At 75.7% G+C, this 16,124-nt stretch carries 15 protein-coding genes and 1 pseudogene; 15 read left to right on the top strand and 1 reads right to left on the bottom strand.

Annotated features, from left to right (window positions below; all coding sequences use genetic code 11):
* The coding region (locus IH54_RS0115610) for an SRPBCC domain-containing protein (protein ID WP_078862237.1) at positions 1-489 on the bottom strand (489 nt) is incomplete at its 3' end.
* 333 nt (positions 490-822) lie between these two features.
* Between IH54_RS0115610 and IH54_RS0115605 the strand changes: the two genes are divergently transcribed.
* The 15 genes and pseudogenes from IH54_RS0115605 to hypE all read left to right on the top strand — a co-directional run bounded on the left by IH54_RS0115605 (position 823) and on the right by hypE (position 16,121).
* Positions 823-2,568: a hydrogenase maturation protein gene (locus IH54_RS0115605; protein WP_052397482.1), complete on the top strand. Its 1,746-nt coding sequence runs from the start codon at positions 823-825 to the stop codon at positions 2,566-2,568.
* 39 nt (positions 2,569-2,607) lie between these two features.
* Entirely contained in the window at positions 2,608-3,681 is a 1,074-nt protein-coding gene (locus IH54_RS0115600; RefSeq protein WP_031517109.1) for a hydrogenase expression protein HypE, read from the top strand.
* Positions 3,682-3,747: 66 nt separating this feature from the next.
* Positions 3,748-5,535, top strand: coding sequence for a nickel-dependent hydrogenase large subunit (locus tag IH54_RS0115595; protein ID WP_031517107.1), 1,788 nt, complete (start codon positions 3,748-3,750; stop codon positions 5,533-5,535).
* Complete coding sequence (locus IH54_RS0115590; protein ID WP_031517105.1) at positions 5,532-6,098, top strand: hypothetical protein; 567 nt, start codon at positions 5,532-5,534, stop codon at positions 6,096-6,098. Before IH54_RS0115595 ends, IH54_RS0115590 begins: the two co-directional genes overlap by 4 nt.
* Positions 6,095-6,739 carry a DUF5947 family protein gene (locus IH54_RS0115585; RefSeq protein WP_031517103.1) on the top strand — a complete coding sequence of 215 codons (645 nt, stop codon included), beginning with the start codon at positions 6,095-6,097 and terminating at the stop codon, positions 6,737-6,739. Before IH54_RS0115590 ends, IH54_RS0115585 begins: the two co-directional genes overlap by 4 nt.
* On the top strand, positions 6,736-7,389 hold the full coding sequence (locus IH54_RS0115580; protein WP_031517101.1) for a DUF6084 family protein: 654 nt from the start codon (positions 6,736-6,738) through the stop codon (positions 7,387-7,389). Before IH54_RS0115585 ends, IH54_RS0115580 begins: the two co-directional genes overlap by 4 nt.
* Positions 7,389-8,777 carry a hypothetical protein gene (locus IH54_RS0115575; protein WP_031517099.1) on the top strand — a complete coding sequence of 463 codons (1,389 nt, stop codon included), beginning with the start codon at positions 7,389-7,391 and terminating at the stop codon, positions 8,775-8,777. The genes IH54_RS0115580 and IH54_RS0115575 overlap by 1 nt, the downstream gene beginning before the upstream one ends.
* Positions 8,774-9,403 carry a hydrogenase maturation protease gene (locus IH54_RS0115570; RefSeq protein WP_078862231.1) on the top strand — a complete coding sequence of 210 codons (630 nt, stop codon included), beginning with the start codon at positions 8,774-8,776 and terminating at the stop codon, positions 9,401-9,403. Before IH54_RS0115575 ends, IH54_RS0115570 begins: the two co-directional genes overlap by 4 nt.
* Positions 9,397-9,504, top strand: a complete 108-nt coding sequence (locus IH54_RS48090) for a DUF6893 family small protein (RefSeq protein ID WP_398183529.1) — start codon at positions 9,397-9,399, stop codon at positions 9,502-9,504. Before IH54_RS0115570 ends, IH54_RS48090 begins: the two co-directional genes overlap by 7 nt.
* 151 nt (positions 9,505-9,655) lie before the next feature.
* Complete coding sequence (locus IH54_RS0115560; protein WP_031517095.1) at positions 9,656-10,054, top strand: hydrogenase maturation nickel metallochaperone HypA; 399 nt, start codon at positions 9,656-9,658, stop codon at positions 10,052-10,054.
* Positions 10,055-10,057: 3 nt separating this feature from the next.
* Positions 10,058-10,831 (top strand): annotated as a pseudogene (hypB, locus tag IH54_RS0115555) (hydrogenase nickel incorporation protein HypB); the annotation flags it as partial.
* A 347-nt stretch (positions 10,832-11,178) separates the two neighbouring features.
* Positions 11,179-13,524, top strand: a complete 2,346-nt coding sequence (gene hypF / locus IH54_RS0115550) for a carbamoyltransferase HypF (RefSeq protein ID WP_031517092.1) — start codon at positions 11,179-11,181, stop codon at positions 13,522-13,524.
* Between the two features lie 65 nt (positions 13,525-13,589).
* Positions 13,590-13,904, top strand: a complete 315-nt coding sequence (locus IH54_RS0115545) for a HypC/HybG/HupF family hydrogenase formation chaperone (RefSeq protein ID WP_031517090.1) — start codon at positions 13,590-13,592, stop codon at positions 13,902-13,904.
* Positions 13,901-15,025 carry a hydrogenase formation protein HypD gene (gene hypD / locus IH54_RS0115540; RefSeq protein WP_031517088.1) on the top strand — a complete coding sequence of 375 codons (1,125 nt, stop codon included), beginning with the start codon at positions 13,901-13,903 and terminating at the stop codon, positions 15,023-15,025. Before IH54_RS0115545 ends, hypD begins: the two co-directional genes overlap by 4 nt.
* Before the next feature lie 55 nt (positions 15,026-15,080).
* The gene (hypE, locus tag IH54_RS0115535; protein ID WP_078862230.1) at positions 15,081-16,121 is read left to right on the top strand and encodes a hydrogenase expression/formation protein HypE; all 1,041 of its coding nucleotides are present in this window, start codon (positions 15,081-15,083) and stop codon (positions 16,119-16,121) included.
* Positions 16,122-16,124 lie beyond the last annotated feature (3 nt).

Here is a 16,124-nt window from a genome sequence, read left to right as displayed (position 1 = left end):
GCCGCGCAGGTGCGCGATGTCCTGGGCGCCGTCGCCCGTCCACACGAGGTAGGTGTACTGCTCGGTCCACGTCAGCCGCGATCCGCCGGGGGCGTCGGAGAGTTCGACGGTGACCAGCGAGGCCCAGCGCCGCAGGCCGTCGACCTCGGTGCCGTAGGCGTGGACGATCCGGGTGTCCGGGACGATGTCGAGGAAGCGGGAGCGGTAGGCGAGGCGCTCCTCGATGTCGCCGGAGACGAAGACGTTGCGGGCGGACTCGCCGCCGCCGACCCGGAAGTCCAGCTCGTGCTCCGCGGTGGCCGACGGGCCAGGCAGCCGGAACCAGCGCCGCCGCAGCGGCGCGTCCGCGAAGGCCTGGAAGACCCGGGAGCGCGGGGCCGCGAGGTCCAGCTCGACGGTGAACGCCCCGTGCAGGGCCGCTTCCGCCGTACCGCCCGCGCCCGTGCCTTCCGAGCGGTGCACTGCCGTGCCGTGGCCTGCTGCGTCCATGGCGCCAACGTAACACGCGCCCGGGACGGCCCGGCCGGGCAACTGCGCCCCGAACGGCGGCGGTTCGGGCCCCTGCCGCCAGGAGCCGGCGCCGCGGCCGGAGGCCGGTCCCGCCTTCCGCCGCGAGCGCGCTGCCCGGCGGCGGCGCGGAGTCCGGCCACGGCCGCCCGGGGCGGGGCGCGCGACGCCGAGCGGGTGTGCCGCCGGGAGTGCGGCACCCGGGCGAACGCGGCGGGGGCATTCGTGTGACCGCACGGGCGGGGCGCCGGGAGCGGTGGCGCCGCGGCCGTAGCGTCGCGGGCGTCCCGCTCGTACCCCCCCCCGGAGGTGCCCGTGCGCATCCTGCTGGTCGCCAGCGCGTTCAACAGCCTCACGCAGCGGGTGCAGGCCGAGTTGCGGGACCGCGGGCACCGGACGGCCTTCGTGCTCGCCGCCGGCGGCCCGGAGGTGCGCGACGCGGCGCTGCGCGACGCGGTGCGGGACCACCGGCCCGAGCTGCTGCTCGCGCCGATGCTGACCACCGCGGTCCCGGACGACGTGTGGCAGGCGGTGCCGACGCTGGTCGTGCACCCGGGGCCGGTCGGCGACCGCGGGCCGTCCTCGCTGGACTGGGCGCTCCAGGAGGGCGCGCGCCGCTGGGGCGTGACGGTGCTCCGGGCGACGGCCGAGATGGACGGCGGCGACGTGTGGGCCACCGCGGGCTGCGACCTGCCGGCGGCCGGGAAGAGCGACCTCTACCGCGGCGAGGTCGCCGACGCGGCCCTGGACGCCGTGCTGCTGGCCGTCACCCGCTTCGCGTCCGGCACCTATCGGCCGCTGCCGCAGCCCGCGGACGCGGTGGTCACCCGCCCGTACCTGCGCCAGGAGCGGCGGCGCATCGACTGGGCCGCCGACGGCACGGCGGCGGTGCTGCGCAAGCTGCGGGCCGCCGACTCGCGGCCCGGCGTGCTGGACCGGCTGCTCGGCGAGGACTGGTACCTGCACGGCGGCCACCCGGAGGGCGCGCTCACCGGCCCGCCCGGCGAGCTGCTCGCCACGCGCGCCGGGGCGGTGTGCCGGGCCACCGCGGACGGCGCGGTGTGGATCCCCGAGCTGCGCGCCCCGCGCGGGCGCGGCGGGCGCACGGCCGGGGTCAAGCTGCCCGCGGCGGTCGCGCTGGCCGGCCGGACCGCCGGCCTGCCGGAGCTGCCCGCGGCGCCGGACGGGCCGGAGCACGAGTGGAAGGACATCTGCTACCGGGAGGAGGGCCGGGCGGGCTTCCTGGAGTTCTCCTTCCCCGGCGGCGCGATGAGCACCGCGCACTGCGCGCGGCTGCTGGCCGCCTACCGTCAGGCGTGCGCGCGGCCCACGTCGGTGCTGGTGCTGGGCGGCGGGCGGGACTTCTTCGGCAACGGCATCCATCTGAACGTCATCGAGGCCGCCGCCGACCCGGCCGCGGAGTCCTGGGCGAACCTCACGGCGATGGACGACCTGGTCGAGGCCGTGCTCACCACGACCGACCGGCTGGTGGTCGCCGCGCTCGGCGGCAACGCGGCGGCCGGCGGGGTGATGCTGGCGCTCGCCGCGGACGAGGTGTGGTGCCGCACGGGCGCGGTGCTCAACCCGCACTACCGGCTGATGGGCCTGTACGGCTCGGAGTTCTGGACGTACTCGCTGCCGCGCCGGGTGGGCGCCGCGGCGGCCCGCCGGCTGACCGAGCGCGCGCAGCCGGTGAGCGCGGCGGCGGCGCTGCGGACGGGGCTGGTGGACCAGGTGGTCGCGGCGGCCCCGCAGGACTTCCGGGGCGTGGTGGCGCGGCAGGCCGTACGGCTGGCGTCGGGCGGCGGCACGCAGGGGCGGATCGCCCGCAAGAAGGCGGCGCGCGAGCGGGACGAGGCGGTACGGCCGCTCGCGGCGTACCGAGAGGCGGAGTTGGCGGTGATGCACCGCATCTTCCACGACCCGGCCGCGCCCTACCACGCGCTGCGCGCGGCCTTCGTCCGCAAGCAGCCGCGGCCGCCGCTGCCGGACGCGGCCGCCCCCGGAATGGCGCAGCCAGATGTCGCAGCCGGCGGTGGGCGGCGGAACAGTGGTGTCTGACATGCGGGTTTCGTCCCCGCGCCCAGAGGAGGATTCCCCATGACGACCTCGCCACCGGAGACGGAAGCCGGCACCGCAGGCCAGGACGACAAACCGATCCACGTGCTGTGGATCAACGCGGGGCTCAGCTGCGACGGCGACTCGGTGTCGCTGACGGCGGCCACGCAGCCGAGCATCGAGGAGATCGCGCTCAGCGTGCTGCCGGGGCTGCCGAAGATCGAGGTGCACTGGCCGCTGATCGACTTCGAGTGCGGGCCCGTGCAGGGCGCGGACACGTTCATCGAGTGGTTCTTCAAGGGCGAGCGGGGCGAGATCGACCCGTTCGTGCTGGTGGTCGAGGGGTCGATCCCCAACGAGGCGATCAAGCCCGAGGGCTACTGGTGCGGCTTCGGCGACGACCCCGAGACCGGCCAGCCCATCACGACGAGCGAGTGGATCGACCGGCTGGCGCCCAAGGCGCTCGCGGTCGTCGCGATCGGCACCTGCGCGGCGTACGGCGGCATCCACGCGATGGCCGGCAACCCGACCGGCGCCATGGGTGTGCCGGACTACCTGGGATGGGACTGGAAGTCGCACGCGGGCATCCCGCTGGTGTGCGTGCCCGGCTGCCCGATCCAGCCGGACAACTTCGCCGAGACGCTCGTCTACCTGCTGCACCAGGCCTCGGGCGCGGCCCCGATGATCCCGCTGGACGAGCAGCTGCGCCCGGCATGGCTGTTCGGCGCGACCGTGCACGAGGGCTGCGACCGCGCGGGCTACTACGAGCAGGGGCAGTTCGCGACGACGTACGACTCCCCCAAGTGCCTGGTGCGGCTGGGCTGCTGGGGGCCGGTCGTGAAGTGCAACGTGCCCAAGCGCGGCTGGATGAACGGCATCGGCGGCTGCCCCAACGTCGGCGGCATCTGCATCGCGTGCACGATGCCGGGCTTCCCCGACAAGTTCATGCCGTTCATGGACGAACCGCCCGGCGCGACCGTGTCCGTCACCGCCAGCAGCGCGTACGGCTCGCTCATCCGCCGGCTGCGCAAGGTCACCCAGCACACCGTGGACGCCGAGCCGAAGTGGCGCGGGCCCCGCGAGAAGCTCACGACCGGCTACCGGCCCCCGTGGTGACCGGGCCCGTACCGCACTGACCGCACGACTTTCCCGACCGCTCCACGAAGGGCACGGCACAAGACGATGGCATCACCGACGACGAAGGCGGCCGGGGACGGCAGCGGCCTGGTGGAGATGTCCTGGGACCCGATCACCCGGATCGTGGGCAGCCTGGGCATCCACACGAAGATCGACTTCAAGCAGAAGAAGGTCGCCGAGTGCTACAGCACCTCGTCGGTCTTCCGCGGCTACAGCGTCTTCATGCGCGGCAAGGACCCGCGGGACGCGCACTTCATCACCAGCCGGATCTGCGGCATCTGCGGCGACAACCACGCGACCTGCTCCGTCTACGCGCAGAACATGGCCTACGGGGTCAAGCCACCGCACCTGGGCGAGTGGATCATCAACCTGGGCGAAGCCGCGGAGTACATGTTCGACCACAACATCTTCCAGGAGAACCTGGTCGGGGTCGACTACTGCGAGCGCATGGTGAAGGAGACGAACCCCGGCGTGCTGGAGCTGGCCGAGCGCACCGAGGCGCCGCACGCCGCCGAGCACGGCTACCGCACCATCGCCGACATCATGCGCTCGCTCAACCCGCTGGAGGGCGAGTTCTACCGCGAGGCGCTCCAGGTGAGCCGCTACACCCGGGAGATGTTCTGCCTGATGGAGGGGCGCCATGTGCACCCCTCCACCCTCTACCCGGGCGGTACGGGCACGGTCGCCTCGGTGCAGTTGTTCACCGACTACCTCAGCCGGCTGATGCGCTACGTGGAGTTCATGAAGCGCGTGGTTCCGCTGCACGACGACCTGTTCGACTTCTTCTACGAGGCGCTGCCCGGCTACGAGGAGGTCGGCCGCCGCCGGGTGCTGCTGGGCTGCTGGGGCGCGCTCAACGACCCCGAGCACTGCGACTTCACCTACCGCAACATGTCGGACTGGGGCCGGCGGATGTTCGTCACGCCCGGGGTGATCGTGGACGGCAAGCTCGTCACCAACGACCTCACCGAGATCAACCTCGGCATCCGCATCCTGCTCGGCAGCTCCTACTACCAGGACTGGGAGGGGCAGGAGCGGTTCGTCACCCACGACCCGCTGGGCAACCCGGTCGACCCGCGGCACCCGTGGAACCAGCACACCATCCCGGCGCCGCAGAAGCGGGACTTCGACGACAAGTACAGCTGGGTGATGTCGCCGCGCTGGTTCGACGGCAAGGACCACCTGGCGCTCGACACCGGCGGCGGCCCCATCGCCCGGCTGTGGTCGACCGCGCTGTCGGGCCTGGTCGACATCGGCTACGTCAAGGCGACCGGGCACAGCGTGGTCATCAATCTGCCGCGGACCATGACCAAGCCGGAGACCAGCTTCGAGTGGAAGATCCCGAAGTGGAGCAACGCGCTGGAGCGCAACCGCGCCCGCACGTACTTCCAGGCCTACGCGGCCGCGGTCGCGCTGCACTTCGCCGAGCAGGGCCTGGCCGAGGTGCGCGCCGGGCGCACGCAGACCTGGGAGAAGTTCGAGGTGCCCGACGAGGGCCTGGGCGTCGGCTTCACCGAGGCGGTGCGCGGGGTGCTGTCGCACCACATGGTGATCCGCGACGGCAAGATCGCCAATTACCACCCCTACCCGCCGACCCCGTGGAACGCCAGCACGCGCGACAGCTTCGGCACCCCGGGCCCGTACGAGGACGCGGTGCAGAACACGCCGATCTTCGAGGAGAACCCGCCGGAGAACTTCAAGGGCATCGACATCATGCGCGCGGTGCGCAGCTTCGACCCGTGCCTGCCCTGCGGGGTGCACATGTACGTCGGCGGCGGGAAGACGGTGCAGACGATGCACGTGCCGACCGGGCTGAGCGGGATGGGCGGATGACCGCCCCGGCGCAGGCTCCCGTACGGGACGCCGAGGCGGCCGGGCGGCGCGTCGAGGACGTCCTCGACCGGCTCGCGGCCACCGGCGACCGCGCGGCGTGCGAGGCCGCCGAGGACCTGGTGCGCACGCTCATGGACTTCTACGGCGCCGGGCTCGCCCGGGTGCTGGAACTGGCCCGGCGGCAGGGCCCGCGGGCGGTGGAGGCGCTGCTCGGCGACGACCTGGTCTCCGGCATGTTCGTGCTGCACGACCTGCACCCCGAGGACCTCCCGGAGCGCATCGCGCGGGCGCTGGGCCGGCTGCCCGGCGGGCCGGTCGAGCTGGCCGGCTTCGACGCGGACACGGGCGTGCTGCGGCTGCGGGCCGCCGGCTCGTCCGGCGGGTGCGGCTGCTCCGGCGGGGCCTCCGCCGGGGACGCCGGGCGGCGGGCGGTGGAGGACGCGCTGGCCTGCTTCGCCGCCGAGGTGACCCGGGTGGAGCTGGAGGCCGCGGGGCCGGGAGAGCCGGTGCTGCTGCAGATCGGGCCGCCGCCCGGCGCGGCGGGTTCGCCGGGGGCCTCATGACGGTCGGCCAGGACACCCCGGGCCGGCCCTCGGGACTGCGGCGCTTCACCGCGCCGGCCCCGCCGCGGCCCGAGCGGTGCGAGCTGTGCGGGGCCGGGCTGGGCGCCGGGCACCGCCACCTGGTGGACACCGACCGGCGCACGCTGGCCTGCGCGTGCCCGGCGTGCGCGATGCTCTTCGAGAACCCCGCCTCCGCCCACGGCCGCTTCCGCACCGTGCCGGACCGCTGGCTCGCCGACCCCGGCCACACCGTGGACGACGCGGCCTGGGAGCGCTTGCGCATCCCGGTCGGGGTGGTGTTCTTCTTCCGCAACGCCGCCCTGGACCGCTTCGTCGCCCTCTACCCGAGCCCGGCGGGCGCCACCGAGAGCGAGCTGGACCCGGCGTCCTGGCAGGAGGTGCTGGACCGCACCCGGCTCGCCGCCCTGCTCCAGCCGGACGTCGAGGCGCTGCTGCTGCGACGCGAGGACGGCGGCTGCGCCTGCTACCTCGTCCCGATCGACGCCTGCTACGAACTCGTCGGCCGGATGCGGCTGCTGTGGCAGGGCTTCGACGGCGGCGCCGAGGCCCGGGCCGCGCTCGACGACTTCTTCGCCTCGGTCGCCGGGCGCGCCCGGCCGTACCTGGGGGGCGCCGCGTGACGGGCTTCTCCTTCGCGTGCACCGGGGTGCGCGCCGACCGCTACGCCGCCGGTCCCACGCTGGTCTTCCGGCTGCGGGTGACCGCCGGTCCCGGCACCAGGGTGCACGCGATGGCGCTGCGCTGCCAGTTCCGGATCGAGCCGGCCCGGCGCGGCTACTCGGCGGGCGAGGCGGCGGGCCTGGCCGACCTGTTCGGCGTGCGGTCGCGCTGGGGCCGCACTCTGCTGCCGCTGCAGTTCGCGCAGGTGTCGCTGGTGGTGCCGGGCTTCACCGGCGAGACCGAGGTGGACCTGCCGGTGCCGTGCACGTACGACATGGACGTGGCGGCGACGCGCTACTTCGATGCGCTGGAGGACGGCGAGGTGCCGCTGCTGGTGCTCTTCGCCGGGACGGCCTTCACCGGGCCCGGCGGCTTCCGGGTGGAGCCGGTGCCGTGGGACCGCGAGGCGGCGTACCGCATGCCGGTCGCGGTGTGGCGGGAGATGGTCGAGCAGCACTTCCCCGGCTGCGGGTGGCTGCGGCTGCCGCGCCCGGCGATGGACGCGCTGCTGGCCTACCGCTCCCGGCACGCGCTGCCCTCGTGGGAGGCCGCCGTGGAGTCGCTGCTCGCCGCGGCGGACCGGGACGTCGTCGCGGGCGGTGCGGCCTGATGACGGCGACGGACGCCGGGGATCGTTTCGCGGCGGCCCGCGCGGTGGCGGACGCCGTGCTCTTCGAGGGCTACGTCCTCTACCCCTACCGGGCGTCGGCGGCGAAGAACAGGCTGCGCTGGCAGTTCGGGGTGCTCGCGCCGCCGGGCTGGGGCGAGGCGAGCGGCGAGCACTCCTTCCAGCGCACCGAGGTGCTGATGGAGCCGCGGCGCGGTGCCGTCCTGCACGCCGAGCTGCGGTTCCTGCACGCCCGGCGGCGCCGGGTGCAGCGGGCGCTGCCCGGCGGCGGCTTCGCGGACACCGGCGAGCTGGAACTGGCCGACCGGGTGCTCACCGCGTGGGACGAGGGCGTGGAGGAGCGCGTCACGATCGAGGTGCCGGTGACCGAGCTCGCCGCCGGGCACACCGCGGACTTCACCGTCGCGGGGCGCGAGGAGAGCGAGGACGTCCACGAGTACGGGCGGCTCGTGGGCCGGCTGGTGCACACCCGCGAGCCGCTGCACGGCCGCGTCACGCTCACCGCGGCCGAGCTGCCGGGCCCGTACGCGGCGTTGCGGCTCACCGCCGCGGTGGACAACACCGCGCGGACGGCTCCGGCCGCGGACGCCGACCGTACGGCTGCGCTGCCGCGGGCGCTGATCTCCGCCCACCTGATGCTCGGTCTTGACGCGGGCCGCTTCCTGTCGCTGACCGACCCTCCGGAATGGGCCAGGGCCGCGGCCGGCAGTTGCGGGAACGTGCGGTCCTGGCCGGTGCTCGCCGGGCGGGACGGCGGCGCGGACGTGGTGCTGGCCTCGCCGATCATCCTGGAGGACCACCCGGCCGTGGCGCCGGAGAGCCCCGGCGCGCTGTACGACGCGCTGGAGATCGACGAGATCCTGACGCTGCGCACGGCGACGCTGACCGACCGGGAGAAGCGCGAGGCCCGCGGCACGGACCCGCGCGCCGCCGCCGTCGTGGACCTCGCCGACTCGATGCCGCCGGAGGTCCTGGAGCGGCTGCACGGCGCGGTGCGCTCGCTGCGCGAGGTCACCGGTCCCGGCACCCCGTCGGGCGAGGCGGACTTGCTGGGGGAGCCCGGCACCCCGTGGTGGGACCCGGGCGGGGACCGCACCGTGGATCCGGACACCGACCGCGTCCTGGTCGCCGGCCGCGAGGTCGGCGCGGGCAGCCGGGTCGTGCTGCGGCCGGGACTGCGCCGCACCGACGCGCAGGACCTCTTCCTGCACGGCCGCGGCGCGCTGGTCGAGGCGGTGCTGCACGACGTGGACGGCGGGGTGCACCTCGCGGTGACCGTCGACGGCGACCCGGGCGCGGACATCCGGCGCGAGCAGGGCCGGTTCCTGTATTTCCAGCCGGACGAGATCAGCCCGCTGGAGGACGCATGACCGCGGCGTGCTCCGCTCCCCCCAGGACGCTGGTCGCGGGGGTCGGCAACATCTTCCTCGGCGACGACGCCTTCGGCGTGGAGACCGTACGGCGGCTGCCGCGCGCCGGGCTGCCCGCGGGTGTCGAGGTCCTGGACGCCGGGGTGCGCGGAGTGGACCTCGCCTACCGGCTGCTGGACGGCTACGACACCCTCGTGCTCGTCGACGCCACCGCGCGCGGCGGCGCCCCCGGCACGCTGTACGTCCTCGACGCCGGGGAGTGCGGTACGGCCGCGGGCGCCGGAGCCGTGCTCGACGGGCACCGGATGACGCCGGACGCGGTGCTGGCCCTGCTGGGCACGCTGTGCGCGGGCACCGGCGGCACTCCCCCGCGCCGGGTCGTGGTCGTGGGCTGCGAACCGGCGGACGTCGGGGAGGGCATGGGCCTGAGCCCCGCCGTCGAGGCGGCGGTCCCGGCAGCGGTCGGGCTGGTCCGCGGGCTCGTGGGGGCGGCGGCGGACGGACCGGCGCCCGCGGGCGCGGCGGCCGGGGCGGCAGGGGGCACGGACGGCCTGCCCAGGCGGCAGGACGGGGACCGCGCGGTCCCGGACGCGGTCACACACGAGAGGAGCACTTCGCCATGGTGAAGAAGATGCTGGCGGTCGGTACCGCCGCGGCGGCCGTCGGCGCCGCCATCGCCCAGGTCGTCCCGGACATCCGGCGCTACCTGCGGATGCGCGCGATGTGACGCCGCCGCGGGGCCGGGGCTGCGGGCAGCGCCGCCCGCTCTTGCGCCGATCGGGTCACCGGCCGCTGCCGCGACGGCGTGGCGGCGGTCGGCCGCTGACGCCGGGTCCTTGACTGGAGGGCGGCGGGGACGGCCGGCGGAGAAGACGACTATGCACGAGATGTCCATCGCGATGGCGGTGATCGGGCAGGTGGAGGAGGCGGCTCGGGCCGCCGGCGCCACCGGCGTGCACAGCGTGCACCTGCGGGTCGGCGAGCTTGCCGGGGTGGTGCCCGACGCGCTGTCCTTCGGCTTCGCACTGGGCTGCGAGGGCACGGTGCTGGAGGGCGCCGAGCTGCTCACCGAGACCGTGCCGGGGCGCGCCAGGTGCGCGCCGTGCGCCGGCGAGTGGGCGGTCGGGATGCCGCCCGACCTGTGCTGCCCGGCGTGCGGATCGGCCGCGGCCGAGCTGCTGAGCGGCCGTGAACTGCAGATCACCGGGGTGCGGTTCGCGAGCGGCGGCACACCGCCGGCCGCGGCCGCGGCCGGACCGAGCGGCGAGGAGCGCTGAAGCATGTGCCGAGTGGTGGACCTCCAGCAGGCCGTCCTGGCGGGCAACGACGCCCGCGCCCAGGCGCTGCGCGCCGGACTCGCCGCCCGCGGCACGGCGGTGGTCAACCTGCTGTCCAGCCCGGGCAGCGGCAAGACCGCGCTGCTGGAGCAGGAGCTGCTGCTCGCGGCCGGCCGCGGCCTGCGGGTCGCCGCGCTCACCGCCGACCTCGCCACCGAGAACGACGCGCGGCGCCTCGCTCGCTCCGGAGCCCCCGTCAAGCAGGTGCTCACCGACGGGCTGTGCCATCTGGAGGCGCACATGCTCGCGCGCCACCTGGACGGCTGGCTGCCGGACGGCACCGCGATCCTCTTCGTCGAGAACGTCGGCAACCTGGTGTGCCCGGCCTCCTACGACCTCGGCGAGACGCTGCGGGTGGTGCTCGCGTCCGTCACCGAGGGCGAGGACAAGCCGCTCAAGTACCCGGCGGCTTTCGGCCTCGCGCACCTGGTGGTGGTGACGAAGACCGACCTCGCGCAGGCGGCGGACTTCGACGAGGCCGCCTTCCGCGCCAACGTCGCGCAGGTCAACCCCGGGGTGGAGGTGCTGCTGACCTCGGTGCGCGACGGGCTCGGCGCGGGCGCCCTGCTGGAGCGGGCCGCGGCCGTGGCCGCCGGGGGCCCGCGGCACTCCCCGGTCATGGCCCGCAGCGGGGCGGCGGCGGGTCACACCCACGCCCACGACGACGGTCACGCGCCCGCCCGGGGGCACGGGCCGGCGCACGCGGACGCCGCCGGACCGGCACACGTCCACGTCGACGCACCGGCGTACGCGCTTGGCGCCGAGCCCGCTCGCGCCGACAGCCCCGGCCACGGACACACCGCGGCGCCCGCCCCCGGCCCGGCGCACGCGCCCTGCGCCGAACCGGCACACGCCGGTGACGGCGGGCTCCCGCACGAGCACGCCCGCGGCCACGACGCCGGTCACGGCCACTCCCCCGGCTCACTCGGCCTCGACGCCGGGCACGACCACTCCCCCGGCCTCGACGCCGGGCACGCGCACGCGCGCACCCCGGGCCACGAGGACGCCGGCCCCGGACACGGGCGGGCGGACGCCGGGGTGTCCGGCCCGGTGGCCGCCGAGTCATGACCGGCCTCGCCGAGCCGGCCGCCGCCCCGCGCCTGCTGCGCAGCAGGGTGACGGTGCGGGGCATCGTGCAGGGCGTCGGCTTCCGGCCGTACGTGCACGCGCTCGCGACCGGGCTCGGGCTCACCGGGTGGGTCACCAACACCGGCGAGGGCGTGCTGGTGGAGGTGGAGGGCCCGACCGGCGCGGTGGCGCGCTTCTGCGAGCGGGTCGGGCCGGACGCGCCGCCGCTCGCGGCGGTGGAGTCGGTGCAGCGGTGCGACCTGGCCCCGGCGGGAGGTGCCGGCTTCGCCATCGTGCCCTCGCGCAGCGCGGGACCGGTCCGGACGACGGTGCCGCCCGACACCGCGACCTGCGCGGACTGCCTGGCCGAGCTCGCCGACCCGGCCGACCGGCGGTACCGGCACCCCTTCATCAGCTGCACCAACTGCGGGCCGCGGCTGACGATCGTGACCGGGCTGCCGTACGACCGCGTCCACACCACGATGGCGGGCTTCCCGATGTGCCCCGCGTGCGCGGCGGAGTACACCGACCCCGCGGACCGGCGCTTCCACGCCCAGCCGATCGCCTGCCACGACTGCGGCCCCCGGCTGCGGCTGGTGGTGCCCGACGCCGAGGCCCCGGGCGGCGATCCGGTCGCCGCGGCCCGGGCGCTGCTGGCCGCGGGCGCCGTCGTCGCCGTCAAGGGCCTCGGCGGCTACCACCTGGCCTGCGACGCGGACGCCGCCGCGGCGGTGGCGCGGCTGCGGGAGCGCAAGGCGCGGGGCGGGAAGCCCTTCGCGGTGATGGTGCGGGACCTGGCGGGAGCCGAGCGGCTGGCGCGGACCACCCCGCGGGAGCGGGAGCTGCTGGCCGGGGCGGTGCGGCCGGTCGTGCTGCTGCGCGGGCGGCGGCCCGGGGCGGGCGGCGCGGCGGCGCCGGGCGTGCCCGACATCGGGGTGATGCTGCCGTACACACCCGTCCACCACCTGCTGCTGGGGCTGCCCGGCGACCCGCAGGGGCCCGCGGCGCTGGTGATGACCAGCGGCAATGTCTCCGGGGAGCCGATCGTCACGGACGACGCCGAGGCGGTGGCGAAGCTGGGCCCGCTCGCGGACGCCCTGCTGGTGCACGACCGGCCGATCCGGGTGCCCTGCGACGACTCGGTGGTGCGGGTCGTGGACGGCGAGGTCTCGCCGGTGCGCCGCTCGCGCGGCTACGCGCCGCTGCCGGTCGCGCTGCCGGTGGACGTCACGCCCGCCCTGGCGGTCGGCGGCGACCTGAAGAACGTGCTGTGCCTCGGCGAGGGGCGGCGCGCCTGGCTGTCGGCGCACATCGGCGACATGGACGGCCCCGCGACCCTCGCCGCCTTCGAACGCGCCGGGCAGCAGCTGGCGGAGGTCACCGCGGTGCGCCCGCGGTTGCTGGCCGCCGACCGGCATCCGCGCTACCGCTCGGCGCGGTGGGCGCAGACCCACCGCGACGGCCGGCCGCTGGTGCGCGTGCAGCACCACCACGCGCACGTGGCCGCCGCCATGGCCGAGCACGGGCTCGACGGCACCCGTCGGGTCATCGGTGTGGCCTTCGACGGCACCGGCTACGGCGACGACGGGGCGGTGTGGGGCGGGGAGTTCCTGCTCGCCGACTACGCCGGTTTCACCCGCTGGTGCCGGCTGGCGTACGTGCCGCTGCCGGGCGGCGACGCGGCGGTGCGCCGCCCGTACCGGATGGCGCTGGCGCACCTGCGGGCCGCGGGCCTGGGCTGGGACGGCGGGCTGGCGCCGGTCGTGGCCTGCCCGGCGGACGAGCTGCGGGTGCTGGAGCGGCAGCTGGAGCGCGGGATGAACTGCGTGCCGACCTCCAGCATGGGACGGCTCTTCGACGCGGTCTCCTCGCTCGCCGGGGTGTGCCAGCTGGCGGGCTACGAGGCGCAGGCCGCCGTGGAGCTGGAGGCCGCGGCGGTGGCGGCGGGCCCCGGCGCCACCGCGGACGGCGCCGGCTACGCCTTCGGGCTGCGGCCCGGCACGGACGCCGAACTCGTCGCCGAGCCGGGCCCGGTGCTGGCGGCCGTGCTCGCGGACCTGCGGGCGGGCGCCGGTGCGGGCACGGTCGCCGCGCGCTTCCACGCCGCCGTCTCCGGTCTCGTACGGCGCGGCTGCGCGGCCGCCCGCGAGCGGCACGGGCTGGAGACCGTGGTGCTGTCCGGCGGGGTGTTCGGCAACGCCCTGCTGGCCCGGGCGTGCGCCCGCGGGCTGCGCGCCGACGGCTTCACGGTGCTGGCGCACCGCCTCGTCCCACCGGGGGACGGCGGCCTCGCGCTCGGCCAGCTGGTGGTCGCCGCTCGCCGCACCTCGGCGGGCGCCTGACGACGTGCCGCATTCCCCACACCCGCAGCAGTCCCGCAGCAGTTCCACAGGAGCGAGGAGAGCCCATGTGCCTGGCGGTGCCCGGCAGAGTGCTGGAGATCGAGGACCGGGACGGCACCCGGATGGCCAGTGTCGACTTCGGCGGTGTGGTCAAGGAGGTGTGCCTGGAGTACCTGCCGGACCTGGAGGTCGGTGAGTACGCCATCGTGCACGTGGGCTTCGCGCTCCAGCGGCTCGACGAGGAGTCGGCGCTGCGGACGCTGGAGCTGTTCTCCGAACTCGGCATGTTGCAGGAGGAGTTCGGCGACGCGTGGGAGGCCGCGGCGCAGGGCGCGGCAGTGGAGCACGGCACGGGGGCGACGCGGGAGGGCCTGCGGTGAAGTACATCGACGAATTCCAGGACCCGGACCTGGCCAGGCGCCTGCTGGACCGCATCCGCGCCACCGTGACGCGCCCCTGGGCGCTGATGGAGGTGTGCGGCGGGCAGACCCACACCATCATCCGGCACGGCATCGACCAGCTGCTGCCCGACGAGGTCGAGCTGATCCACGGCCCCGGCTGCCCGGTGTGCGTGACCCCGCTCGAAGTGATCGACAAGGCGCTGGAGATCGCCTCCCGCCCGGACGTGGTCTTCTGCTCGTTCGGCGACATGCTGCGGGTGCCGGGCACCGGGCGCGACCTGTTCGGGGTGCGCGGCGAGGGCGGTGACGTGCGGGTGGTGTACTCGCCGCTGGACGCGCTGCGGATCGCGCAGCAGAACCCGGACCGGCAGGTGGTGTTCTTCGGCATCGGCTTCGAGACGACCGCGCCGCCCAACGCCATGACGGTCCACCAGGCGCGCAAGCTCGGCATCCGCAACTTCAGCCTGCTGGTGTCGCACGTGCGGGTGCCGCCCGCGATCGAGGCGATCATGAACTCGCCCGACTGCCGGGTGCAGGCCTTCCTGGCGGCGGGCCATGTGTGCAGCGTGATGGGCACGGGCGAGTACCCGGAGCTGGCGGAGCGGCACCGGGTGCCGATCGTGGTCACCGGCTTCGAGCCGCTGGACATCCTGGAGGGCGTGCGGCGCACGGTGGTCCAGCTGGAGCGCGGCGAGCACACCGTCGAGAACGCCTACGCGCGGGCGGTGCGCGAGGAGGGCAACCCGGCGGCCCGGGCGATGCTCGACGACGTCTTCGAGGTGACCGACCGGGCGTGGCGGGGCATCGGCGTGATTCCGAGCAGCGGGTGGCGGCTGTCCGAGCGCTACCGGGAGTTCGACGCCGAGCACCGCTTCTCGGTGGACGGCATCCGCACGGTGGAGCCCGCGGAGTGCCGGGCGGGCGAGGTGCTCCAGGGGCTGCTCAAGCCGCACGAGTGCGAGGCGTTCGGCACCGTCTGCACCCCGCGCACACCGCTGGGCGCCACGATGGTCTCCAGCGAGGGCGCGTGCGCGGCGTACTACCTCTACCGGCGGCTCGGTGCCGCCCCGGCGCGCCGGGAGGCGACCTCCGTTGTCTGAGAAGTCCGGCCTCTCACAGGCCCTTCCCGCACCGGCCGGGCCCGCGCCGGTGGACATGCTGTCGTGGTCCTGCCCCGCGCCGCTGCGCGACCAGCCGAGGGTGGTGATGGGGCACGGCGGCGGCGGGGCGATGTCCGCGGAGCTGGTGGAGCACGTCTTCGCGCCGGCGTTCGGCGGCGAGGTGCTGGCGCAGCTCGGCGACGCGGCGGCCGTCACGCTCGGCGGCGCCCGGCTGGCCTTCTCGACCGACTCGTACGTGGTGCGCCCGCTGTTCTTCCCCGGCGGCTCGATCGGCGACCTGGCCGTCAACGGCACCGTCAACGACCTGGCGATGAGCGGCGCCCGGGCCGCGTACCTGTCCTGCGCCGTCATCCTGGAGGAGGGCGTGGAGATGGCGGTGGTCGCCCGGGTCGCCGCGGCGATCGGGGCGGCGGCGCGGGCGGCGGGCGTGGAGGTCGCCACCGGCGACACCAAGGTCGTCGAGTCCGGGCACGGCGACGGGATCTACCTCAACACGGCGGGCATCGGGCTGATCCCGCCCGGCGTCGACCTGCGGCCGCAGCGCGTGGTGCCGGGTGACGTGGTGATCGTCAGCGGTCCGGTCGGCGCGCACGGCGTTGCGGTGCTGAGCATGCGCGAGGGCCTGGAGTTCGGGGTGGAGGTGGAGAGCGACACCGCGCCGCTGGGCGGTCTGGTCGAGGCGATGCTCGCCGTCACCCCGGATCTGCACGTGCTGCGCGACCCGACCCGGGGCGGGCTCGCGGCGTCGCTCAACGAGATCGCGGCGGCGTCGCGGACCGGCGTGGTGCTGGAGGAGCGCAGCGTGCCGGTGCCGCCGCCCGTCGCCAACGCGTGCGCGGTGCTGGGGCTCGACCCGATGTACGTCGCCAACGAGGGGCGGCTGGTGGCCTTCGTGCCGCGCGGGCACGCCGACGCCGTCCTGGCCGCGATGCGCGCCCACCCGCTGGGCGCGGACGCCGCCCTGATCGGCGAGGCGGTGGCGGAGCACCCGGGCATGGTCGTGGCCCGCACGGGCCTCGGCGGCACGCGGGTGGTCGACCTGCCACTGGGCGAGCAGCTGCCGCGGATCTGCTGAGCG

Origin of the sequence: Streptomyces sp. NRRL F-5123 (assembly GCF_000721495.1) — a bacterium.
Taxonomy (GTDB): Bacteria; Actinomycetota; Actinomycetes; order Streptomycetales; family Streptomycetaceae; genus Actinacidiphila.
This window is presented reverse-complemented; position numbering and strand designations above follow the sequence as displayed.